The organism is Streptomyces racemochromogenes, assembly GCF_039535215.1.
Taxonomy (GTDB): domain Bacteria; phylum Actinomycetota; class Actinomycetes; order Streptomycetales; family Streptomycetaceae; genus Streptomyces; species Streptomyces racemochromogenes.
Window position 1 is genome coordinate 4464568 of sequence record NZ_BAAAWT010000001.1, and the last position, 20757, is coordinate 4485324.

Here is a 20757-nt window from a genome sequence, read left to right on the forward strand (position 1 = left end):
CGGAGGCAACGATGTACCCCACCCGCACCACCTTCACGACGGGCACCTGCCGGCTCCCCGCCGTTCCGCCTGCGGCGACGCTTGCGGAACCGGTCGCGGTGTACCGGGGCACCTGGGCCCCGCCCCCCACCACCCCGCCGCCGACGACGCAGCCCACCCTCGCCGGGCACCCGGCCGACCCCGCGCGGGCGCTGCCGACGGCCCCCGCCGGGCACCCCGCGCCGGGGGCGCAGCCGGCCCGGGCGGCCCTCGCCTGGCCGGCCACCCCCGCGCCGGCGGCGCAGCCCGCCGAGCCCGCGCGGACGCCGCAGCCGGCCCCTGCCGGGCATCCGGCCGGCCCGGCGGGTCCGGAGGCCCCGTCCGGGCACCCCGCCCCAGGGGTGGAGCCGGCCCGGGCGGCCGCACCCGGCCCGGCTGCTGCCGCCTGGCCGGCCACCCCCGCGCCGGCGGCGCAGCCTGCGCCCGCCGCACCTGCGCACCCGGCCGAGCCCGCCCGAGCGCGGACGCCGCAGTCGGACCCCGCCGGGCACCCCGTGCCGGGGGCGGAGCCCGCCCTGGCGGTCGTGCCCGGCCTGCGGGCCGAACCGTTGGCCTCCGTGCGCCCGGCGGCGCAGCCGGTCCCCGCCTGGCCGGCCGGCCAGGCGGCTCCGCAGCTCGGAGCCTGGGCGGCGCCGGCCCCCGCCGGGTACTCCGTGCCGGGTGCGGAGCCCGCCCGGGCAGCCGCAACCGAGCCGGCGGTCCCCGCCCGGGCAGCCGCAACCGAGCCGGCGGTCCCCGCCCGGCCGGTGGTGCAGCCGGCCGAGTCCGCGCGGATGCCGCAGCCGGCCCCTGTCGGCCCGGCGCCGGAGGTTGCCGCCTGGACGTCGGCGGCCCCCGCGCCGGCGCGCCCGGCCGCGCCCGGCACGCGGACCGGGCCGGTGGAGGCCGCCCCGGCGGCGACGCAGCCGTTCGGGGCCACCCGGTTCGGGTCCGGGGTCGCCGCCGCGCACCCGGTAGGCCCGGAACCGGCCGTGCCCGGGCCGGCGGCGGAGCACGCGCGGGGGGACGTGCCCGCCGCCCGGGGTCAGGGCGGGGACGGGGGCGGGGCCGGGATCCCGCACCCCACCCCCGAGCCCCCGTCCGGCGTGCCCGGGCCCGGGCCCGCCGAGATCGCCGCCCGGGCCGTCGCGCGCGGGATGCGCACCGAGGACCCCGGCCCGCGCGACGGCCTCCCGCGCCCCCCGCGCGGCAGCGGCACCGGCACCGCCGTCACGCAGGTCCCGCTGCACCTCCCGTTCCGCCCGCAGCCGCACGCCCCCGCCTCCCCGGCCGCCGCCCCCGTCGCCCGTGCCCCGAGGAAGCCGCCCGCCGGGCGCCGCGTGCCCCGGGGTGACGACCGGCTCCGGGAGCACCGCGGGCCCGTGCTGCCCGGCTGGATCGCGGTGCTGGTCGGCGGCTTCGCCCTCCTCGGCTGCGCGGCCGTGCTGTGGCGGGCCGGGGTGGTCCCCGCCGCCGTGGTCGCCGCCTTCGGGGCCACGCCCCGCGCCTACCAGGGGCTGCGCGCCGCGCACTGGCCCCCGCTCGCCTTCCTCGGCATCGTCACCCTCCTCGCGCTCGGCGGCCTCGGCCGGGCCAAGGCGGGCCACGCCTGGGTGCTCACCCTCTTCGGCCGTTACCGCGGCACGGTCCGGCGTACCGGCCTGACCTGGATCAGCCCGCTCCTGCTGCGCCAGCGGGTCGACGTCCGGCTGCGCCACTGGCGCAGCGAGCCGATGGCCGCCGTGGACTCCGGCGGCCTCGCCCTCCAGGTGGTGGTGCAGGTCGTCTGGCAGGTGAAGGACACGGCCAGGGCCACCCTCGCCGTCGAGGACCACATCGACTACCTGGCCGAGCAGGTCGAGTCGGCCATGGCCCGGGTGCTGTCCCAGCTGCCGGCCGACGCCTTCCACGAGGACGCCCCGACCCTGCGCGACGCCGAGGCCGTCGGCGACGCGCTGACCCGCATGGTGGCGGCCGAGACGGAGGCGGTGGGGATCGAGGTGTTCTCCGCCCAGCCCACCCGGATCGAGTACGCGCCGGAGGTCGCGGAGGCGATGCGCCGCCGCCGGGTCGCCGCGATCGACGCGAAGCACCGGGACACGGTGCTGACCTCGGTGGTCGACGCCGTGGACGACACGGTCCACCGGCTGACCTCGCGCGGCATCGTGGAGCTGGACGACTACGAACGCAAGGCCCTGGTGAAGGACCTCACCGTCGCCTTCTACACCGGGCGGTCCGACCAGTAGCGGCAGTCGCAGGGGTTGCACGGGAGTTCCACGGAGTTCCAGGCGGAGACGGGTGGCCGGTAATGACCGGACCACCCGTTTTCGCATTGGTATAGACATGGCCAACTCCCGTCAATACTGTGGGACTTGGTCTAGACCTAGTGCCACCGCTCGGAGTCGCAGTCCCCACCGGCCCGCCAGGGCCGATCCCCACGCGCGCGCACGGCCCCCCGCCGGAATCCCCGACCATCCCCCCACACGCCCAAGGAGCACCATGCGTTCCTTCCGCATGCCCTCATGGCCCACGAACCCCACGCGCCCCGGACGCCCCTCGCGCTCCGTGCGCGTCGGCGCGGCCGCGACGGCCGGTCTCGGCCTCCTCGCCGGCGCCGCCCTGTTCGGTGCGCCCAGCGCCAGCGGCCACGGCTACACCGACACCCCCATCAGCCGCCAGAAGCTCTGTGCCAACAGGACGGTCTCCGACTGCGGACCCATCCAGTGGGAACCGCAGAGCGTCGAGGGCTACAAGGGCTTCCCGGCGGCCGGTCCCGCCGACGGGAAGATATGCGCCGGCGGTCACGCCGAGTTCGCCCAGCTCGACGACCCGCGCGGCGGCAACTGGCCCGCGACCCGCGTGAACTCCGGCCAGCCCTTCGACTTCCGCTGGCAGTTCACCGCGAACCACTCCACCACCGACTTCAGGTACTACGTCACCAAGAACGGCTGGGACCCGACCAGGCCCCTCACCCGGGCCTCCCTCGACCCGCAGCCCTTCCTCGTCGTCCCCTACAACGGCGGCCGCCCGGACATGACCACCATCCACCGCGGCTCCATGCCCGCCGGCAAGTCGGGGCGGCACATGATCCTGGCCGTCTGGACCGTCAACGACACCCCGATGGCCTTCTACGCCTGCTCCGACGTTCAATTCTGACGGAACGTCAGCTAACCTCCGGCGGCATGCGGACCACGACAGCACCCGATGCCGCCGAGACCGTCGCGGAACTCGTCGCGCGCCAGTGGGGCGACCACCGGCCGGGACTGATGTACGGGGCCGGCGCGGCCGACAGCGCCGGGCCCACCGTCCTCAGCCGCCACCGGGCCGCCCAGGAGGCCGCCGTACGCGCCGCGCTCCTCGCCGACCTCCTGCCGGCGGGCGCGGAACCGCACGTGGGCGTGCTGCTCGACAACACCCCCGAGTTCCCGGCCTGGCTCGGCGCGGCGGCGCTCGCGGGGGCCGCCGTCGCCGGGATCAACCCCACCCGGCGCGGCCCCGAGCTGGCCCGCGACATCCTGCACACCGACTGCCGGATCCTGGTCACCGAGCCCGCGCACCTCCCCCTCCTGCGCGGCCTCGACCTGCCCGGCGTACGCCTCCTGGTGACCGGCACCGAGGAGTACGCGGCCCTGCTCGCCCCGTACGCCGCCGCGGAGCCCGGCGAGGCCCGGGTACGGCCCGGCGGCCCCCGCCCCGACACCCGGCTGCTCCTCTACTTCACCTCCGGCTCCACCGGCGCCCCCAAGGCGGCCGTCTGCAGCCAGGGCCGCCTCGCCGCCGCCGGGGGATCGCTCGCCCGCCACTTCTCGGTCACCCCGGACGACGTCCACTACGTCTGCATGCCGCTCTTCCACGGCAACGCCGTCATCGCCGACTGGCTGCCCGCCCTCTGGGCCGGCGCCCCGGTCGCGCTGCGCCGCCGCTTCTCGGCCTCCGCGTTCCTGGACGACGTACGGGCCTACGGGGCGACGTACTTCACCTACGTCGGCCGGGCCGTCCAGTACCTGCTGGCCACCGAGCCCCGCCCCGACGACCGCGCACACCGGCTGCGCCTCGGCTTCGGCACCGAGGCGGGGGCGGTGGACGCGGCCCGCTTCGCCGAACGGTTCGGGGTCCGGCTGGTCGAGGGGTACGGGGCCACCGAGGGCGGCGCCTCCGTCCAGCGCGGCCCCGGCACCCCGGAGGGCGCGCTGGGCCGGGCCGCCCCGGGGGACGACCTGGCCGTGGTCGATCCGGAGACGGGCCGCGAGTGCCCGCCGGCCCGGCTGGACGCGCGGGGCCGGCTGCTCAACGGGGAGGAGGCCATCGGCGAGCTCGTCAACCGGGGCCGGAGCGCCTTCGAGGGCTACTGGCGCAATCCCGACGCCGAGGCGGCCCGCACCCGGGGAGGCTGGTACTGGACCGGCGACCTCTTCTTCCGGGATCCCGAGGGCTTCCTCTACTTCGCGGGCCGCACCGACGACCGGCTTCGGGTCGACAGCGAGAACCTGGCCGCCGCCGTGATCGAGAACGTCCTGGCCCGCTGGGAGGCGGCGGCCGCCGTCGCCGTGTACGCGGTCCCGGACGAGGTCGCGGGCGACCAGGTGATGGCCGCCGTGGCCCTGCGGGAGGGCGCGGCCTTCGCCCCTGACGCCTTCAGCGCCTTCCTCGCCGCCCAGCCGGACCTCGGCACGAAGATGGCCCCGCGTTACGTCCGGATCCTCGACGAGCTGCCCGTCACCGCCACGAACAAGGTCCACCGGGTGGCCCTGCGCCGGGCCGGCTTCCTCGGCCCCGGCCCGGTCTGGCACCGGACCGGCGGCGCCTACCGCCCGCTCGACGGGGAGGACCTGGCCGCGCTGCTGGCCGCGTACGAGGCCCGGGGCCGCCGGGAGCTGCTGGACCGCTGACCGGACCGCTGAGGGGCCGCCGGGCGGCGCCCCTGTCATTGGTTTGGAGCACCCCCGGGGAGCAGGTAGTATTTTCTCTGTCAGCAGGCGCCGCTAGCTCAGTTGGTTAGAGCAGCTGACTCTTAATCAGCGGGTCCGGGGTTCGAGTCCCTGGCGGCGCACCTGTCCTTCGGGCGGTTTCCGGTTCACCGGGAACCGCCCGAAGTGTTTTCCGGGCCGCCCGCCCCGTCCTCCCCGCCCCGCACCTCGGCCCCCTGCCCGGGGCCTCAGAGCGTGAGCGACAGCAGCAGCGGCGCGGCCTTGCGGTTCAGGGCGTCGGCCGCGGCGCGCAGCCGGTGGGCGTGCTCGACGGGCATGGACAGGGCGAGGCAGCCCACGGCGGCGCCGGCCGTGATGGGGACGGCCGCGCAGACGGTGCCGACGGCGTACTCCGGGAGGTCCAGGACGGGGACGGTGGCCGGCTGGGCGTCCAGCTTGGAGAAGAGGATCCGCTCGTTCACGATCGTCTTCGACGTCAGCCGGGCGATCTTGTGCCGGGACAGGTGGTCGCGCCGCCCGTTCAGGTCGAGCTGGGTCAGCAGGCACTTGCCGACCGCGCTGGCGTGGGCGGCCGAGCGGAAGTCGACCCACTCGTGCACCTTGGGCGTGCGGGGGCTGTCCGCGAACTGGGTGATGCGGACCTCGCCGTCCACGTAGCGGCTGATGTAGACGGCGGCGCCGACCGAGTCGCGCAGCCTGTCGAGGGTTTCCTGGAGCTTTTCCTGGAGGGCCTGCTGCCGGTCCTGGCCGGAGCCGAGCAGGACGAGGGAGTCCCCTATGGCGTAGGCGCCGTCCGAGACCTGGAGCACGTACCCTTCGCGCCGCAGCATGAGGAGCATCGGGGCGAGATGGACCGCGGGCAGGCCGGTCTCACGCGCGATCTGCACGTCGGTCACACCGCCGGTGTGCCGCGAGATCGTTTCGAGTACGCGCAGGGCGTACTGCACCGAGTGGAACGGCGCGGTCGGCTCGGGCTTCAGCGCCACGGTTTCCCCCTACCAGGTTGTTACCGCTTGCTCTACCACGATAGCCATCAAGAGGCCCACGTGGAGCGTGTGTTGATGAGATTGATGGCTTAATCAGGTCCCCCTGCCTGGGCCTACTCGAATGGCATATGCCAGCGGCACGGGCATGCCCCGGTCTGCCGGGAATGCCCGGCGGGCGCATCCCGTTCGACTTCTTCGTACGAACGCCGTACGAGGCGTACGGGGCGCCGCGGGCGCACGAGCGGGGACGGGACGGGAGCGACGATGAGCGACACCGGGGACACGGGCCGGCGCACGGGCGGGCGGCCGGAGGATCCGCGAGGGGGGCCGGTCCAGGACCCCGGCCAGGACCTCGGCCGGGACCCCGCCCAGGACCCGGTCCGCGGAACCGCGCGCGGCGAGGCGCCCGTGCCGCTGTCCGTCCTCGACCTGGTCACCGTCGGCAGCGGCTCCACCGCGCACGAGTCCCTGCGCACCAGCGTGCGGATCGCCCGCCAGGCCGAGTCCCGCGGCTACCACCGCCACTGGGTCGCCGAGCACCACTCCATGCCCGGGGTCGCCAGCTCCTCCCCGGCCGTGATCCTGGCCCACCTCGCCGCGTACACCTCCCGGATCCGGCTCGGCTCGGGCGGGGTCATGCTGCCCAACCACGCCCCGCTGGCCGTGGCCGAGCAGTTCGGCACCCTGGAGGCGCTGGCCCCGGGCCGGATCGACCTCGGGCTCGGCCGGGCGCCGGGCACCGACCCGCGTACGGCGGCCGCGCTGCGCGGGCCCGGGCGGCTGGACGAGGCGGCGGACGAGTTCCCCCGGCGGCTCGCGGAGCTCACCCGTTTCCTCGACGACGACTTCCCCGACGGGCACCCGTACTCCCGCGTGCACGCCGTCCCCGGCCCGGTGCAGGGGCCCTCGGGCCGCCCGCCGCTGTGGCTGCTGGGCTCCTCCGGCTTCAGCGCCCGCCTCGCCGCTGAGCTGGGCCTGCCCTTCGCGTACGCCCACCACTTCTCCGCCGCCGGCACCCTGCCCGCGCTGGAGCTGTACCGCGAGAGCTTCCGCCCGTCGGCGGTGCTGGACGCCCCGTACGCCATGATCGGGGTCTCGGCGCTGGCCGCCGACACCGAGGCCGAGGCCCGTGCGCAGGCGCTCGCCGGCGCGCTGGCGATGCTCCGGCTGCGCAGCGGGCGGCCCGGGCTGGTCCCGACGCCCGAGGAGGCGGCGGCGTACCCCTTCTCCCCGGCGGAGCGGGAGTTCGTGGACTCCTGGCTCGCCAACATCGTCCACGGCACCGCCGACGAGGTCCGCTCCGGGCTGGACGCCCTGGTGAAGCGGACGGGTGCGGACGAGCTGATGCTGACGGCGAGCGCCCACAGCGGTGCCGCCCGCGTCCGCTCCTACGGGCTCGTTGCCAATGCGTACGGGATGCCGACGGAGCCCTTGACGACGCGCTGAGCGGGGCCGGATCCGTGAAGAACGGCGTTTGGCTGGTTTGTTGCCGAAACCTTGCCGCAGCATGACCTAAGGGAGCCTTAAACCGCTCGTCACCCGGGGTGGCGGGCGGTTTCTGGTGTGCGCCCAAGTCTCTGACGAGGGCATTTGGCCGCCGAGTGGTCTAGTCCTTCTTTGGTCCAAACCATTGACTGGGGTGGCGGGTGATCGCTATCACTTCTCTCACCTACAGCTGACGCCCTCCCCTCCCACCCCCACGGAGGCAGTTCATGCACATCCGTAAACCCCTCGTCGCGGCCGCCGCCACGGCCGCGCTGGCAGCCGGAGCGCTGGCCGCCTTCGCGGGACTCGGCACCGCCCAGGCCGCCGACGCCTCCACCACCGCCGCGGCCGGCGGCGTGCGGATCGCCTACTACGACCAGTGGAGCGTGTACGGCAACGCGTTCTACCCCAAGCACCTCGACACCAGGGGCATAGCGGGGAAGTTGGACGTCATCAACTACTCGTTCGGCAACATCCACCCCACCGACCTCACCTGTTTCGAGGCGAACAAGGCGGCGGGTGACGACAACAACCCCAACGCCGGTGACGGCGCGGGCGACTCGTACGCCGACTACCAGAAGTCCTTCAGTGCGGCCGACAGCGTCAGCGGCACCGCCGACAAGTGGGACCAGCCCATCGTGGGCGTCTTCAACCAGTTCAAGCAGTTGAAGGCCAAGTACCCCCACCTGAAGATCAACATCTCGCTGGGCGGCTGGACGTACTCGAAGTACTTCAGCGACGCGGCCAAGACCGACGCCTCCCGCAAGAAGCTGGTCTCCTCCTGCATCGACCAGTACATCAAGGGCAACCTGCCCAAGGCCGACGGCTACGGCGGCCCCGGCACCGCGGCCGGGATCTTCGACGGCATCGACATCGACTGGGAGTACCCGGGTTCGTCGGGCGGCCACCTCGGCAACCACTACGCCCCCGAGGACAAGCAGAACTTCACCCTCCTGCTCAAGGAGTTCCGCGAGCAGCTCGACGCCTACGGCAAGGCGAACGGCGGCAAGAAGTACCTGCTGACCTCGGCCCTCCCGGCCGGCCAGGACAAGATCAAGTACATCGAGACGGACAAGATCGGCGCGTACCTCGACTACGCGAACATCATGACGTACGACATGCACGGCGCCTGGGACGGCGACGGGCCGACGTACCACCAGTCCCCGCTGTACTCCGGCACCAACGACCCGACCGACCCGATCGCCCCGGGCACCCAGAAGTACAGCATCGACAACGCCATCGACTCCTGGATCGACGGCAACCCGGCCTACGGCATCACCGGCGGCTTCCCCGCCAACAAGCTGACCCTGGGCTACGAGTTCTACTACCGCGGCTGGAAGGGCGTCCCCGCCGGCGCGGCGGGCGGCCTCGCCCAGCCCGCCACCGGCGCCTCCGGCGCCCGGCCCACCAGCCAGCAGGCCGGCATCGCCAACTACAAGGAGCTCGGCGGGATCGTCGACAACCCGGCGACGACCTACTGGGACGACCAGGCCAAGGCCTCCTACTTCTACAAGGACGGCGAGTTCTTCACCGGCCTGAACCAGAAGTCGATCCAGGCCCGGGTCGACTACGGCAAGCAGCGCGGCCTGGCCGGCGCGATGATGTACTCCCTCCTCGGCCTGGACAACAACACCACGCTGCTGAACCAGATCTCGGACGCCCTCGGCGGGACCACCGTGCCGCCGACCACCCCGCCGACGACGCCTCCCACCACTCCGCCCACCACGCCGCCGACGACCCCGCCGACGACGCCCCCGACCACCGGCTGCGGCAACGTCCCGGCCTACGTCCCGGGCACGGTCTACACCGCCGGCAACGAGGTCTCGCACAACGGCCGCAAGTACCGGGCCCAGTGGTGGACGCAGAACGAGGTGCCCGGCACCACCGGTGAATGGGGTGTCTGGAAGGACCTCGGCGCCTGCTGATCTCCCCCCACCCCGCGCCGAGCGCCGGACCGCCCCGCCCCTCCTCCCGAGGGGCGGGGCGGTTCCGGTTCACCGGGGCGGCTGCGCGGTCCCCGTCGCGAACCGGGCGCCCGGCGGCGGCGCGATCATCTCCGCGATGCGCTCCGGTGCCACCGCCCGGGAGTACAGCCAGCCCTGGCCCGTGTCGCAGCCGACCCGCCGCAGCCGGGCCGCCTGCCCGGCGGTCTCCACGCACTCGGCGGTGACGGTCAGCCCGAGCCGGTGCGCGAGCTGCACCAGGGCCTCCACGATGGTCTCGTCGGCCGGGTTCGGGTGGGTGCCCTCCTCGTAGCGGAAGCCGCGCACGAAGGAGCCGTCCAGCTTCAGCACCGACACCGGGAGCCGGCTGAGGTAGGCCAGGTTCGAGTAGCCGGTCCCGAAGTCGTCGATGGCGATCCGCACGCCCATGTCGCTCAGCGCCTGGAGCGCCTGCAGGGGCCGGCCCGCCGACCCCATCACCGCGGACTCCGTCAGCTCCAGCTGGAGCAGCTGCGGGGCGAGACCGGTCTCGGCGAGGATCTCCGCCACGTCCCCCACCAGGTCCGAGTCCCACACCTGGCGCACCGCCACGTTCACCGAGACGAACACCGGCGAGTCACTGGGCTGTTCGATCTGCCAACGCCGCGCCTGCCGGCACGCCGTGCGCAGCACCCACTGGCCCAGCTGCACGATCGAGCCGTCCTCCTCGGCGATCCCGATGAACCGATTCGGCGTCAGCATGCCGAACTGGGGGTGGTTCCAGCGGACCAGGGCCTCCACCCCGCGCACCACCCCGCTCTCCAGGTCCACCAGCGGCTGGTACTCCAGCTCGAACTCCCCGCGCTCCACGGCCGGGCGCAGGCTGGACGAGAGCGCCTGCCGGGTCATCCGGTGCGCGTTGCGCTCGGGGTCGAAGAGGGTCCAGCGGGCCTTGCCGTCCGCCTTCGCCCAGTACAGCGTGGTGTCCGCGGCCTGCATCAGCCCCGTCGCCGAGGTGCCGGCCGCGTCCCGCTCCACCACGCCGATCGACGCGGACACCGACAGCCGCTGTCCGGCCAGGTCGAACGGCTCCTGCACGGCGGCCAGGACGCTGCGCGCCAGGTCCGCGAGCTGCTCGGTGCCGGTGGAGTCCTCGACCAGCAGGGCGAACTCGTCGCCGCCGAGCCGGGCGACGAGGTGCCCGCCCGAGCGGCCGTACCCGGACTGGTCGGCGCACTGGGTGAGCCGGGCGGCCACGGCGGTCAGCAGCCGGTCGCCGACGCGGTGGCCGAGGGTGTCGTTGACCGCCTTGAAGCCGTCGAGGTCGAGGTAGCACAGGCCGATCCGGCCGGTGCCGGCCGTGCCGTAGGCGGAGGCCTCCAGGGCGGCCGAGAGCCGCTCGAAGAACAGCGCCCGGTTGGGGAGCCGGGTGACGGGGTCGTGCATCTGGAGGTGCCGCAGCCGGGCCTGGAGGTCGCGGCGGTCGCTGATGTCGGCGACGGACAGCAGGACGTCCGGGGTGCCGGTCACCGGGCCCAGGGTGACCTCGGTCCACAGGGAGTGCCCGTCGGGGTGCTTGAGGCGGCGGGTGCAGCGCAGCCGGGCCTGCCGGCCGCGCAGCACCTCCTGGTAGGCCTGCCAGGTACGGGCCTCCGCCGCCAGGTCCACCAGGTCGGCGGCGCACTGCCCGGCGAGGGCGTGGGGCTCGGCGCCCAGGAGGGCGGCCAGGGCCCGGTTGGCGGCGATCACCTCGCCGCTGCGGCCGACGACGGCCATGGCGAGGTGCGCCGCGTCGAAGGCGGCGCGGTAGTCGCGCGGTTCGGGCACGACAGGCACCGCAGGGTGACGCTCCGTAAGGGCCGGGCGGATGCTCTCGGCCGCCGAACCGGTCTCCTCTGAGGTTCCGCTCACCGTTCGCTCCCGCTGTGTTCGTGAGTGTCCGCGCAGGAAAGTGTGCCGATCATAGAGGCTGCCGGGAGGCCCTATCCAGCGGCGTCGCCGTGTGGGGCGGGGTCCGTCGCCGTGCTGACGCCTTCGGGGGCAGGTGCTGACGGGGGGTCGGACGGCAGCCGGGCGACCGTTTGCGCACGCCTGTGAACACCTGGTGACGCTAACTGTTCTCACGTGATCGAGCGTGACGTTCCGTAGTGACAGGCGTCAAGGGGCGGGGTCACCGGCTTGCCGTAGCGCTCACTCATGTGGGGCACCGGAACAGGACATTAGTCAGACAATCGCCTCAAGGTGGATGGGACGGGACGAATCCACCATCGGGAGGTCGATGTGCGGCGAGAGCAGACACCCGGGGGAGTGGACCGCTCCCGCATGCGAAGTACGGCCGCGGCGCTCACCTCCCTGACGGCGCTCGCCGCCATGTCGCTCGTCGCCGGGCCGGCGGTGGCGGCCGACACGGCCGCCGCGGGGCCCTGCGCGCTGACGCGGACGGCCGCCCACCACTCCCTCGGCGTGGACACCTGGAACGCCGCGTACCCCAGGCCCGAGCGCACCCTGAACGCCGTCATGGTGTTCCTCTCCTTCCCCGGCCACCGCGCCGCCGTGACGCCCCGGGAGCTGACGGCCGACTACTTCCCGGCGACCAGCGACTTCTTCGAGCGGGCCTCCTACGGCCGGTTCCGGCTGGTCCCGCACCCGCAGGAGCGGTGGATCCAGATGCCCCGGCCGGCGACCGCGTACGGGATACAGCGCGACTGGGCCCCCGATGACCGGGCGGCCTACCTGCGGGACGCTGTCGCGGCCGCCGATCCGCTGGTCGACTTCAGCGCGTACGACGTCGTGTACTTCGTCGCCGACCCGGGCGCCCCCGGCGTGGACTCCGACGCCACCAAGGTCGTCAACTTCGACCGCCCGATCGTGGCGGACGGCGCGTCGCTGCGGCGGATCGTGACCGTCTTCGAGCAGCACCCGCCGGACCGCAACGTGCTGGCGCACGAGACCGGGCACGTCTTCGACCTGCCCGACCTCTACCACCGCCCGACGGACGGCAAGGGCGACTGGGACACGTACGTCGGCGACTGGGACGTCATGGGCAGCCAGTTCGGGATGTCACCGGACCTGTTCGCCTGGCACAAGTGGAAGCTGGGCTGGCTGGATCCCGCCCAGGTGGACTGCGTACGGTCCGGCACCTCGCTGCACACCCTCCAGCCGCTGTCACAGGCCCCGCCGCCCGGCGGTACGGGCGGCACCCGGCTCGCGGTGATCCGTACGGGCCCCGGCAGCGCCATCGCGGTCGAGGCGCGGGGCTCCGCGGGCAATGACGGGGACACCTGCACGGAGGGGGTCCTGGTCTACCGGGTCCGCAACGAGGCGGCCTCGGGCGGCGGGCCGATCGAGGTGCTCGACGGCCACCCCCGCACGGAGGCCTGCTGGGACCGCTCGGTGTACCCGCCGCTCGCGGACGCGCCGCTGGAGGTCGGGGAGACCTTCACCGTGCCGGGGGAGCGGATCACGATCGAGGTGGCGGACCGGACCCAGTCGGGCGCCTACACGGTGAAGATCACGACCTGAGGGACCGTCCGCGCACACGAAGAAGGCCCCCGCTCCGAAGAGCGGGGGCCTTCTCCCGTCTGTGCGCCGCCAGGGACTCGAACCCCGGACCCGCTGATTAAGAGTCAGCTGCTCTAACCAACTGAGCTAGCGGCGCCTGCTGACGTCGTAGACACTAGCATCCGTTTCGGCCGAACCAAAAATCGATACCGGGCCGCGGACGGCGTGCAGGAACGCCCAGAGCAGGGAGTCCGGCCCCGGCAGCCAGGGCAGCCGGGTGTCCGGGGCCACCAGCCACCGCGACGGGCCGGGGGCGGGGGCCAGTGGCGGCACGGTGACGGCGTCCCCGTGGCCGTGGCACAGCGGGGCCGGGGCGCCCGGGCCCCACTCCTCCCAGGCGAGCAGCGCCGGGAGCCGCTGGGCGGTGCCGGGGGCGGCGAAGAGCAGCATCCGGCCGCGGTGGACGGCGGCCGGCCCCGAGCCGGGCCCCCGCTCCCAGAGCAGGTCGAGCATCCGGCGGCCGACCACGAGCGGAACGTTGACGACGTCGAACGCGGTCCCGCAGGGCAGCACCGCGGGCGAGGCGGGCCGCGCCTCCCAGGCCGCGAGGGTCTCCCCCGGGTGGGCCGAAGCGGAGGCCAGCCAGGCGGCGCCCTGTGCGGTCACCTGGGTCGCGGGCGCGGTGCGTGCGTCGGGGCCGTCGAGGGCGGGGCAGCCGCCGGCCGTCGTCAGGGTCGTCATATGCCAGGTGTACCCGGCGTAGTGTGACCCTTTCGTGGAGTTACCGAAAACCGGGACGGGGCGGGTGGTCCTGGGGTATCTTGCGCCGCGCATATGCCGGGGGCTCGGCCGTGTCCCGGACCCCCGGGCCGCGCTCCGGCGGCGGCCCGGGCCGAGGGCCGGCCGGGGCGGGACCGTGGGTGACGGGTCCCGACACCGGGCCCGGCCCGGTCGCCCCCACCCGACGGCGGGGGCCCGGGCCCGGCATTCCGTACGGCTAGACCGTGTCGGGAGTGGTGCCGCGCTGGAGGTCCTCGCCGAACTCGATCATCTTGCGGGCGTAGTCCTCGGTCCACTCCGCGATCGCGGCGATGGCCTGCGGCGGGAGCCGGTCGAAGCGCCGGGGGTCCGCCAGCTGGGCCGCCGCCAGGGCCTGGAACTCCACCGCCCGGTCCTGCGCTGCCCGGAACGCCAGCGTCAGCTCGGTGGCCCGGGTCAACAGCTCGCGGGGGTCCTCGATCGACTCCAGGTCGAAGAAGTGCTCCGGGTCCGTGGCGGCCTCCGAGGGCTCGAAGAGCAGCGGCGCCGGCCGCTGCCTCCGCTCGGTCCGCTCGGGCTCTGCCATGCGTGTCCTCCTGCTGCGCTGCGGATCCTGGGCCACCCTCCATTGTCCAGCGTCGCGCAAGGGTGCCGGGAGTCAGGCCGACACGGGCTCCTTGACCAGCGCAGCGACGTCGTCCAGGACGCCCGCCAGCTCGGCGGCCAGACCCTCGGGCGCGTTGAAGCCCTCTGCCCCGACCAGGCCGTTGATGCCGGCGATGGCCACCGAGCGCTCGGCGGGGAGCATGCCGAGCTGGGTGAGCACCGGCAGCAGCATCCGGGCGGCGGGGGCGCCGCCGGTACCGCCGGCGCTGTAGCTGACCAGGCCGAACGGCTTGCCCTGCCATTCGCGGTAGAGGAAGTCGACGGCGTTCTTGAAGGGGGCGGTGAAGCCGCCGTTGTACATCGGCAGGACGAACAGGACCGCGTCGGCGGCGTCGACGATCGCGCTCCAGTCGCGGGTGTGCTGGTGGGCGTAGTTGCCGGTGGAGGCGTACTCCGGCTCGTCCAGGAAGGGCAGGGCGAGCTCCGCGAGGTCCACCGGGGCGACCTCGAAGGCGCCGTGGTCGCGGGCCTGGCCGACGACCCATTCGGCGACGGGGCGTCCGGAGGAGGTGGGGCGGGTCGCGGCGGAGATGACGAGCAGTCGGGTCATGGCGTGAACTCCCGTTGGATGCTGGTGCGGTGTGTGGTCCACAGTGTGGTTGTTGACGTGTCACCTAGGAAAATCGGTGCCGCGTGATATGTCAACTACATTGTTGATGTATCACCAAACCGGGTAGTCTGCTGCCATGACCGACGCGCCCGAGCCGGCCCACCCCCGCTGGCTCACCGAGTCCGAACAGCACGCCTGGTACGCCTGGCGCCGCATGTTCCCCCTCGTGGACGCGGAGATCGCGCGTGACCTCAACACGGACAGCGCCCTCTCCGAAGCCGACTACGACGTCCTGTCGGCCCTCGGCTCGACCGAGGGCCACCGCATGCGGATCAGCGCGCTCGCCGTGCTGATGCAGTGGTCCCGCAGCCGACTCTCACACCAGATCAGCCGGATGCAGCAGCGCGGCCTCGTCGCCCGCGAGGAGGTCCCCGGCGACGGCCGCGGCGCCGAGGTGGTGCTCACCGGCCAAGGCGTGGACACCATCACCGCGGCGGCCCCGCTGCACGTCGAATCCGTACGCCGGCACCTGATCGACGTCCTCACCCCGCAGCAGCTGGACGCCCTCGCCGACGCCGGCGAGACCCTCCGCCGCCACTTCGGCGTCACCCGCAAGGACCACACCGGATAACCGCTGGCCGGGCCCCGGCCGGCGCTGCTTGGATGGCCCGATGGACGGCTACGAGATCTCCACCGACCCCTCCCGGCTCGACGGCGACCGGATCCACCGCTGGCTCTCCGAGGACGCCTACTGGGCCCTCGGCCGCAGTCGTGAGAGCCACGACCGGGCGGTCGCCTCCTCGCTGAACTTCGGCCTGTACGACAGCGCTTCGGGCGCCCAGCTCGGCTATGCGCGGATCGTCACCGACCTGGCCACCTTCGCCTGGCTCTGCGACGTGTACGTGGACCCCGGCGCGCGCGGCAAGGGCCTCGGCGGCGCCCTCGTCGAGGCGGTGAAGGCCCACCTGGCCCCGTACGGCCTGCGCCGCATCATGCTCGCCACCGCCGACGCGCACGAGGTCTACGCCCGCGCCGGCTTCGCGCCGCTGGAGACGGTGGAGAAGTGGATGCTGTTCGGCGAGCAGTAGCCGTCCCGGCCGGCCGTCAGTCGTCCCAGGTCTGTGTGAACTCGCGGAAGCCCTCGGAGTAGATGCCCGGGACGGCTTCGTCGACTGGGCGGCCGTTCAGCCAGGTCGCCCGGGAGGTCTCGCTCTCGGTGTCGAGCAGGCAGCACACGGCGCCGGAGGCGGCCGCCAGCCCGGTGAACACCTCCCTGATGCTCGCCGAGCGCTCGAACAGCCGGCTCATCTCGGAGGTGGCCGCGGTGAAATCCAGCAGCGCGTGGCGGGGGTGGAGCGGCGACTCGAACGTCCCCATCATGTAGATGTACCCGACCTGGAGCCTCCCGAGCCCGTCGGGCACCAGGCCGCGGCCGTCGACGTACGCGCGCACAGCGTCGTCGGCGCCGAACATGATCGAGGTGTCGAGGTCGAGCGAGCCGCCCGCGGAGCAGTCGACCGGCTCGCTCTTGAACCCGGACGTGAACGGGACGGTGACCCGCTCACCGCCGGGCAGGGTGACCGCCAGCGGCGGCACCCGGTCGTGGGGCGGCGCCAGCCGGGTGAGTTCGCCCAGTGCCCGGGCGACGTTCCGCGCCGGCAGGTAGATCTGGTAGCCGTAGTCAAGTCCCATGCGGACCGCCCCCCTTGAATACCGCCCCGGATCCTCTCACGGCCGCCAGGGGACGCGGTGTTCGGCGAGGTGGGCGAGGACCGAGTGGTTCGCCTCCCAGCCGTCCGGGAACTTGACGGTCACGCCCAGCTGCACCGGCTCCGTCGACGGGTGGTCGTCCAGCAGCTCCGCTATCCCCGCCCGGGCCACCACCACGCAGGCGTGCCGGTGCCGGGAGGCCAGGACGCACAGGCGACCCGTCTCCAGGTGGAACGCCGTCGCGTCGGGGCGGCCCGACAGGGGGTGCAGGACCACCGTGAGGTCGTACTCGCGGCCCTGGAGCCGGTTCGCGGTGTCCACCGTGACCCCCGTGACGCCGAGGGACGCCAGCGCCGTACGGACCGCCGCCGCCTGGTCGCGGTGGGCGGTGCCGACGGCGATGCGGTCCGCCGTCAGCGGGGTGGGGGCGGGGGAGCGTTCGTCGGAGGTCACCGCGCCCCGGTCCAGTGCCCGGCGCACCACCAGCGCCACCGCCCCCACCGCCTCCGGGTCCGTCCGCGGGGTGTGCCGGGCCGGCAGCTCCAGCAGCCCCCAGCCCGACGCGGCGGCCTCGTCCAGCACCCGGTCCGGGCCCGAGCCGTCGCCCGCGACCCCGTACGCGAGGCGCCGCTCGCCGGGGCCGGTGCCGCTGCGGAACTGCGAGTACGGGTAGAAGGCGCGCGAGACCAGCGGCGCCGCCGTCGCCGGCAGCCGCCACGACACCGGCAGCCGGTGCTGCGGCAGCCCGGGGTTGTGCGCGAGGAGGGTGGAGACCGCCGACGCCGAAGGGTCGTACGACAGCCCGGCCCACTGCTCCGCGCCGACCACGCTGAACGGGTCCAGCTGCCCCGGGTCGCCCACGAACAGCGCCCGCTCGAACAGCCCGGCCACCGCCAGCAGCGCGTCCGAGCGCATCTGGTACGCCTCGTCGACGATCGCGTGCTCCCACGGCGCGTCGGCCTTCACGTACGCCCACTTGGCGGCCGTGGAGATGGTGACCGGCAGCTCCGCCAGGTCCGCCGGCTTGGCCGACAGGGTGACCGACGGGAGCCCGCGCAGCGCCGGGTCGTAGGCGTCGCCGTCACTGCTGTGCAGCCGGCCCACCTTCAGCTCCGGGTCCTTCTCGGCGAGCCGCAGCACCAGGTCGTCGACCTGCGCGTTGGTCTGCGCGACCACCATCAGCCGGCGCCCGGCCGCGGCCAGCTCCCGGGCCGCCCGCACCACGAGCGTCGACTTGCCGGCGCCCGGCGGGGAGTCCACCACCACGCCCCGCGCGGTGCCGTGCAGGGTGTCGTGGAGGATTGCGGCGGTGGCCCGGTCGGCGGCCGCGCCCGGGTCGAAGGCGGCGGTCACAGCAGGTCCTCGTCGGTCACGGCGTCCAGGGCGGGGGCGGCGGCGGTCGCGGAGCCCGGCGGCCCGCCGTGCGTCCACGGGGTGTGCTCCGGGTCGGGCAGCTTCGGGCCGCCGCGCGCGTCGTGCTCGAACAGGGTCCAGCAGTCCCGGTCGCCCTTCTCCGGCACCGAGCCCGCCACCGGCTCCCGGCCCGCGCCCATCTTGTCGAGCACGCGCAGCACCAGCTGCCCGTCCTCCTCGTACCGCACGAACTCGAAGGCCTGCTGCCGACCGTCCAGCGAGCGGAACACCTTCCCGCCGCCCGCGTCCGCCAGCTGCGGCCGGTCCTCGGTGGCCACCGTCACCAGGGGGCGCGGCCGGGGGCGCTTGCCCTCGGACCACTCCATCAGCACCTCGGTGACCTCCCCGGCGAAGGCCTCGCCCGCGAACCGCCGGCCCGCCATCACGAGCGGGTCGTCCAGCGCCTCCTGCGCGTCGAGCCGCACCTGCTCGGTCTCCCGCGTGGCCAGCTTCTGGGCGGCCGTCACCGCGTCGTCCTGGCGCGGCTGCGGCGGCTCGCCCGCCCGGACCCGGTCGCGGTGACCCGTGAAGGACCAGCGGTCGCGGGTCCAGCGCTCCTCGGTCCGTTCGCCCGGCGGCAGCGTGCGCATCAGGTCGACGGCCGCCCAGGTCTGCCACCAGGCGGTCTCCATCTGGCTCAGGACCAGCTGCCGGACCGCCCGCTCGGCCCGGCGTACGCCGTCCCCCTCGGACGTCCCGCCGACCGCCGCCCGGGCCGCGTCGAACCTGGCGATCGCCGGCGCGAGCAGCTTGTTGTCGAAGGCGGGGTCGGTGGCCGGGCCGGCCGGCGGGACCTCCAGCTGCCCGTCCGCGCCCCGCGCGAGCTCCACGCGCAGCGCGAACTCGGCGCCCGAGAGGCCCTCCGGCGGGTCGATCCAGCCGAGCAGCGCCCCGAGGTGCTGGTCCTCCAGGTCGCTCTGGCCCGTGGCCCAGTGCCGGCCCAGCAGGTCGGTGGCGGACAGCAGCATGGAGGAGCCGGGGACGCGGGAGCGTTCGGCGAGGTGCGTGAGCCAGCGGCCGAGCAGCGGCACCTGGGTGGGGGCCGGGTAGGGGTTCTCCGGGTCCTCCTCGGCGGTCCGGCGGAAGCGCATGGACCGGCCCAGCAGGCGCACGTACTCGATGCCCGCCCGGCTCGGCACGAGGATCTGCGGGGCGTCCACGCACAGTTCGGCCTCGACCTTGACCTTCTTGCCGGTCTCCGGGTCGGTCTCGGTGCGCTCGGCCGGCTCGACGACGTCCGCGTACGCGTCCACGTACGCCATCACCTGCACGGCGAGGTCGCCGAGGAACCGCCAGCGCAGGTCCCGGTCGCGGGGCTGGGGTATGACGAAGATCCGCGGCTCGTGCCGGTCGGTGCCCAGCATCGCGCCCAGCGGGGCGCCCGCCTCGCCGGCGGTGGTCAGCGGTACGAAGACCAGCGGTCGCTCGCTCAGGTGGCGGTGCCGCACGGTCGCGAGCGGCTGGGCGCGGCCCGCGCGGACCGCCTCCAGCCGGGCCAGGGTGCTCAGCAGGGGCATTCGGGGGTCTCCGGGGCCTGGTACGGGGGTCGGGCGGCGGCCGACGCGAGCGCCTCGGCCCGCAGCCGGGCCGCCTCGCGCAGGGCGGCGGCGGTGGGGTCGGTGCCAGGTCCGGAGCCGGCGTGCGCTCCGGCGTCGGACCGCGCCCCGGCGGCTGCGGCGAGGGCGGCCTCGACGGTGGTCAGGCCGCCCAGCTCGCCCCGTACGGAACGGCCCAGCGCGGCCGGCTCCCCGGCCTCGCGGGCCCGCTCCCGGCAGTGGAAGGCCAGTTCGCAGGCGGCGAGGCACTCGGGGGCGTAGGAGGCGGAGACCGCCGAGACGGCCTCGGTCAGCTCGGCGGCGGGCCGGGCGGGGTCGAAGCACAGCCCCTGCGGCAGCCCCTCGGCCAGCTCCTCCACCCGGGTCAGCCGCTCCAGCTGGCGGCGGGTCACCGCCCGCTCCCGGCGTACGTCCACGAGCGCGGCGGCGGGCAGGTTGGAGAAGTCCTTCGGGCAGACGAGCAGCACCTGGTGGCCGACCTCGGCGCCCGCCAGCTTCCCGGCGGTCTGCTCCAGGGCCAGCACGTACACGGCGGCCTGCCGCGCGGCGGCCCCCACCTTCGCGGCGTCGGCGGCCCCGTCGATCATCGGGAACGACTTGATCTCCACCACGGTCCAGCGGCCGTCGGGGTGGACCACGACGGCGTCGGGCTCCAGGTACGCGGGGGTGCCCGCCACCTCCAGGGCCAGCATCGGATGGTCCAGCAGCGTCCACGTCCCCGCGGCGGTGGCCTCCCGCAGGGCCAGCGCCGTCCGCGCGGCACGCCCCTCGGGCCCGGCGGCGGTCAGGTCCGGCACCCGGGAGTCCGGCCCGGGCGGCTCGGCCCCCCCGCCGAGACGGGCGTGCGTCAGCCGCAGCAGCTCCACTCCGCCGTCGCCCTTGACCCGGGCCTCGAAGGAGTTGCCGCGGACGATCGCGAACTGCGACTGCCCGAAGGCGGCGGGGGAGCCCAGCGCGGCCGCGAGCGCCGTCTTGTCCACCCCGGCGCCGTCGAGCAGGGCCCGTCTGCCGCAGCCGGGATTGGCGGCGAGGGCGGCGAGCGCGCGCGCGTCGAGCGGGCGCGGCGGCACGGCGGGGCCGCGCAGGTCGGCGAGCCGCTGCCGCAGTGTCGTCTGGGGCGGGCCGTCGGGCGGGTAGGAGCTCACGGGCGGAAGTGTCCCATCCGCCACTGACAATCGTGGTCATACGGCGGAAACGGTCCGGTCGCCGCGCTTGCGACGGCGTCGGCGATGATGGACGGACGGAACCCCCACGGACCGGGAG

The 20757-nt window shown here is 74.5% G+C and carries 17 protein-coding genes and 2 tRNA genes; 9 read left to right on the forward strand and 10 right to left on the reverse strand.

Annotated elements, in window-relative coordinates; translation table 11 throughout:
• The first annotated feature begins 11 nt into the window (after positions 1 to 11).
• From ABD973_RS20615 to ABD973_RS20630, 4 genes are all read left to right on the forward strand, one after another.
• Positions 12 to 2264 carry an SPFH domain-containing protein gene (locus ABD973_RS20615; RefSeq protein ID WP_345501413.1) on the forward strand — a complete coding sequence of 751 codons (2253 nt, stop codon included), beginning with the start codon at positions 12 to 14 and terminating at the stop codon, positions 2262 to 2264.
• A gap of 253 nt (positions 2265 to 2517) precedes the next feature.
• Positions 2518 to 3174, forward strand: a complete 657-nt coding sequence (locus ABD973_RS20620; RefSeq protein WP_386381752.1) for a lytic polysaccharide monooxygenase auxiliary activity family 9 protein — start codon at positions 2518 to 2520, stop codon at positions 3172 to 3174.
• Between the two features lie 26 nt (positions 3175 to 3200).
• The gene (locus ABD973_RS20625; RefSeq protein WP_125821215.1) at positions 3201 to 4907 is read left to right on the forward strand and encodes an AMP-binding protein; all 1707 of its coding nucleotides are present in this window, start codon (positions 3201 to 3203) and stop codon (positions 4905 to 4907) included.
• Between the two features lie 87 nt (positions 4908 to 4994).
• Positions 4995 to 5068 (forward strand) — tRNA-Lys (locus ABD973_RS20630).
• 105 nt (positions 5069 to 5173) lie between these two features.
• Here ABD973_RS20630 and ABD973_RS20635 read toward each other — a convergent pair.
• A complete protein-coding gene (locus ABD973_RS20635) occupies positions 5174 to 5932 on the reverse strand; it encodes an IclR family transcriptional regulator (protein ID WP_345501416.1) in 759 nt (252 codons plus the stop codon).
• Positions 5933 to 6196: 264 nt separating this feature from the next.
• Between ABD973_RS20635 and ABD973_RS20640 the strand changes: the two genes are divergently transcribed.
• Both ABD973_RS20640 and ABD973_RS20645 read left to right on the forward strand, forming a co-directional pair.
• Complete coding sequence (locus tag ABD973_RS20640) at positions 6197 to 7378, forward strand: LLM class flavin-dependent oxidoreductase (protein WP_241253241.1); 1182 nt, start codon at positions 6197 to 6199, stop codon at positions 7376 to 7378.
• Positions 7379 to 7644: 266 nt separating this feature from the next.
• Positions 7645 to 9342, forward strand: coding sequence for a glycosyl hydrolase family 18 protein (locus ABD973_RS20645; RefSeq protein WP_125821214.1), 1698 nt, complete (start codon positions 7645 to 7647; stop codon positions 9340 to 9342).
• A gap of 69 nt (positions 9343 to 9411) precedes the next feature.
• Here the strand turns inward: ABD973_RS20645 and ABD973_RS20650 are convergent, their stop codons facing one another.
• Positions 9412 to 11250: a putative bifunctional diguanylate cyclase/phosphodiesterase gene (locus tag ABD973_RS20650; protein ID WP_164720893.1), complete on the reverse strand. Its 1839-nt coding sequence runs from the start codon at positions 11248 to 11250 to the stop codon at positions 9412 to 9414.
• Positions 11251 to 11661: 411 nt separating this feature from the next.
• Between ABD973_RS20650 and ABD973_RS20655 the strand changes: the two genes are divergently transcribed.
• The gene (locus ABD973_RS20655; protein ID WP_125821213.1) at positions 11662 to 12861 is read left to right on the forward strand and encodes a M6 family metalloprotease domain-containing protein; all 1200 of its coding nucleotides are present in this window, start codon (positions 11662 to 11664) and stop codon (positions 12859 to 12861) included.
• A 62-nt stretch (positions 12862 to 12923) separates the two neighbouring features.
• Here ABD973_RS20655 and ABD973_RS20660 read toward each other — a convergent pair.
• From ABD973_RS20660 to ABD973_RS20675, 4 genes are all read right to left on the reverse strand, one after another.
• Positions 12924 to 12997 (reverse strand) — tRNA-Lys (locus tag ABD973_RS20660).
• Positions 12988 to 13581: a bifunctional DNA primase/polymerase gene (locus ABD973_RS20665; protein WP_125821212.1), complete on the reverse strand. Its 594-nt coding sequence runs from the start codon at positions 13579 to 13581 to the stop codon at positions 12988 to 12990. Before ABD973_RS20665 ends, ABD973_RS20660 begins: the two co-directional genes overlap by 10 nt.
• 256 nt (positions 13582 to 13837) lie before the next feature.
• Positions 13838 to 14185, reverse strand: coding sequence for a hypothetical protein (locus ABD973_RS20670; protein ID WP_125594158.1), 348 nt, complete (start codon positions 14183 to 14185; stop codon positions 13838 to 13840).
• A gap of 72 nt (positions 14186 to 14257) precedes the next feature.
• Positions 14258 to 14815 (reverse strand): NADPH-dependent FMN reductase, encoded by a 558-nt coding sequence (locus tag ABD973_RS20675; protein ID WP_125821211.1) that lies wholly within the window; start codon positions 14813 to 14815, stop codon positions 14258 to 14260.
• 136 nt (positions 14816 to 14951) lie between these two features.
• On the opposite strand from ABD973_RS20675, the gene ABD973_RS20680 reads away from it, so the two are divergent.
• A complete protein-coding gene (locus tag ABD973_RS20680) occupies positions 14952 to 15446 on the forward strand; it encodes a MarR family winged helix-turn-helix transcriptional regulator (RefSeq protein WP_125594156.1) in 495 nt (164 codons plus the stop codon).
• A 40-nt stretch (positions 15447 to 15486) separates the two neighbouring features.
• Positions 15487 to 15903, forward strand: coding sequence for a GNAT family N-acetyltransferase (locus ABD973_RS20685; protein ID WP_125821210.1), 417 nt, complete (start codon positions 15487 to 15489; stop codon positions 15901 to 15903).
• A 16-nt stretch (positions 15904 to 15919) separates the two neighbouring features.
• Here the strand turns inward: ABD973_RS20685 and ABD973_RS20690 are convergent, their stop codons facing one another.
• The 4 genes from ABD973_RS20690 to ABD973_RS20705 are packed head-to-tail and all read right to left on the reverse strand — an operon-like array spanning position 15920 to position 20639.
• Positions 15920 to 16507, reverse strand: a complete 588-nt coding sequence (locus ABD973_RS20690; RefSeq protein ID WP_125821209.1) for a hypothetical protein — start codon at positions 16505 to 16507, stop codon at positions 15920 to 15922.
• 36 nt (positions 16508 to 16543) lie between these two features.
• Positions 16544 to 17878 (reverse strand): AAA domain-containing protein, encoded by a 1335-nt coding sequence (locus ABD973_RS20695; RefSeq protein WP_125821208.1) that lies wholly within the window; start codon positions 17876 to 17878, stop codon positions 16544 to 16546.
• Positions 17875 to 19455 carry a hypothetical protein gene (locus ABD973_RS20700; RefSeq protein WP_345501424.1) on the reverse strand — a complete coding sequence of 527 codons (1581 nt, stop codon included), beginning with the start codon at positions 19453 to 19455 and terminating at the stop codon, positions 17875 to 17877. The genes ABD973_RS20695 and ABD973_RS20700 overlap by 4 nt, the downstream gene beginning before the upstream one ends.
• Positions 19443 to 20639, reverse strand: coding sequence for a hypothetical protein (locus tag ABD973_RS20705; protein ID WP_125821206.1), 1197 nt, complete (start codon positions 20637 to 20639; stop codon positions 19443 to 19445). The genes ABD973_RS20700 and ABD973_RS20705 overlap by 13 nt, the downstream gene beginning before the upstream one ends.
• Positions 20640 to 20757 lie beyond the last annotated feature (118 nt).

What these genes read in the sequence shown, in the direction of transcription:
- ABD973_RS20690 (WP_125821209.1), bottom strand. Translation starts at nt 16,507, where the DNA reads ATGGGACTTGACTACGGCTACCAGATCTACCTGCCGGCGCGGAACGTC.
- ABD973_RS20615 (WP_345501413.1), top strand. Translation starts at nt 12, where the DNA reads ATGTACCCCACCCGCACCACCTTCACGACGGGCACCTGCCGGCTCCCC.
- ABD973_RS20655 (WP_125821213.1), top strand. Translation starts at nt 11,662, where the DNA reads ATGCGAAGTACGGCCGCGGCGCTCACCTCCCTGACGGCGCTCGCCGCC.
- ABD973_RS20700 (WP_345501424.1), bottom strand. Translation starts at nt 19,455, where the DNA reads ATGCCCCTGCTGAGCACCCTGGCCCGGCTGGAGGCGGTCCGCGCGGGC.
- ABD973_RS20685 (WP_125821210.1), top strand. Translation starts at nt 15,487, where the DNA reads ATGGACGGCTACGAGATCTCCACCGACCCCTCCCGGCTCGACGGCGAC.
- ABD973_RS20680 (WP_125594156.1), top strand. Translation starts at nt 14,952, where the DNA reads ATGACCGACGCGCCCGAGCCGGCCCACCCCCGCTGGCTCACCGAGTCC.
- ABD973_RS20620 (WP_386381752.1), top strand. Translation starts at nt 2,518, where the DNA reads ATGCGTTCCTTCCGCATGCCCTCATGGCCCACGAACCCCACGCGCCCC.
- ABD973_RS20670 (WP_125594158.1), bottom strand. Translation starts at nt 14,185, where the DNA reads ATGGCAGAGCCCGAGCGGACCGAGCGGAGGCAGCGGCCGGCGCCGCTG.
- ABD973_RS20675 (WP_125821211.1), bottom strand. Translation starts at nt 14,815, where the DNA reads ATGACCCGACTGCTCGTCATCTCCGCCGCGACCCGCCCCACCTCCTCC.
- ABD973_RS20625 (WP_125821215.1), top strand. Translation starts at nt 3,201, where the DNA reads ATGCGGACCACGACAGCACCCGATGCCGCCGAGACCGTCGCGGAACTC.
- ABD973_RS20665 (WP_125821212.1), bottom strand. Translation starts at nt 13,581, where the DNA reads ATGACGACCCTGACGACGGCCGGCGGCTGCCCCGCCCTCGACGGCCCC.
- ABD973_RS20645 (WP_125821214.1), top strand. Translation starts at nt 7,645, where the DNA reads ATGCACATCCGTAAACCCCTCGTCGCGGCCGCCGCCACGGCCGCGCTG.
- ABD973_RS20640 (WP_241253241.1), top strand. Translation starts at nt 6,197, where the DNA reads ATGAGCGACACCGGGGACACGGGCCGGCGCACGGGCGGGCGGCCGGAG.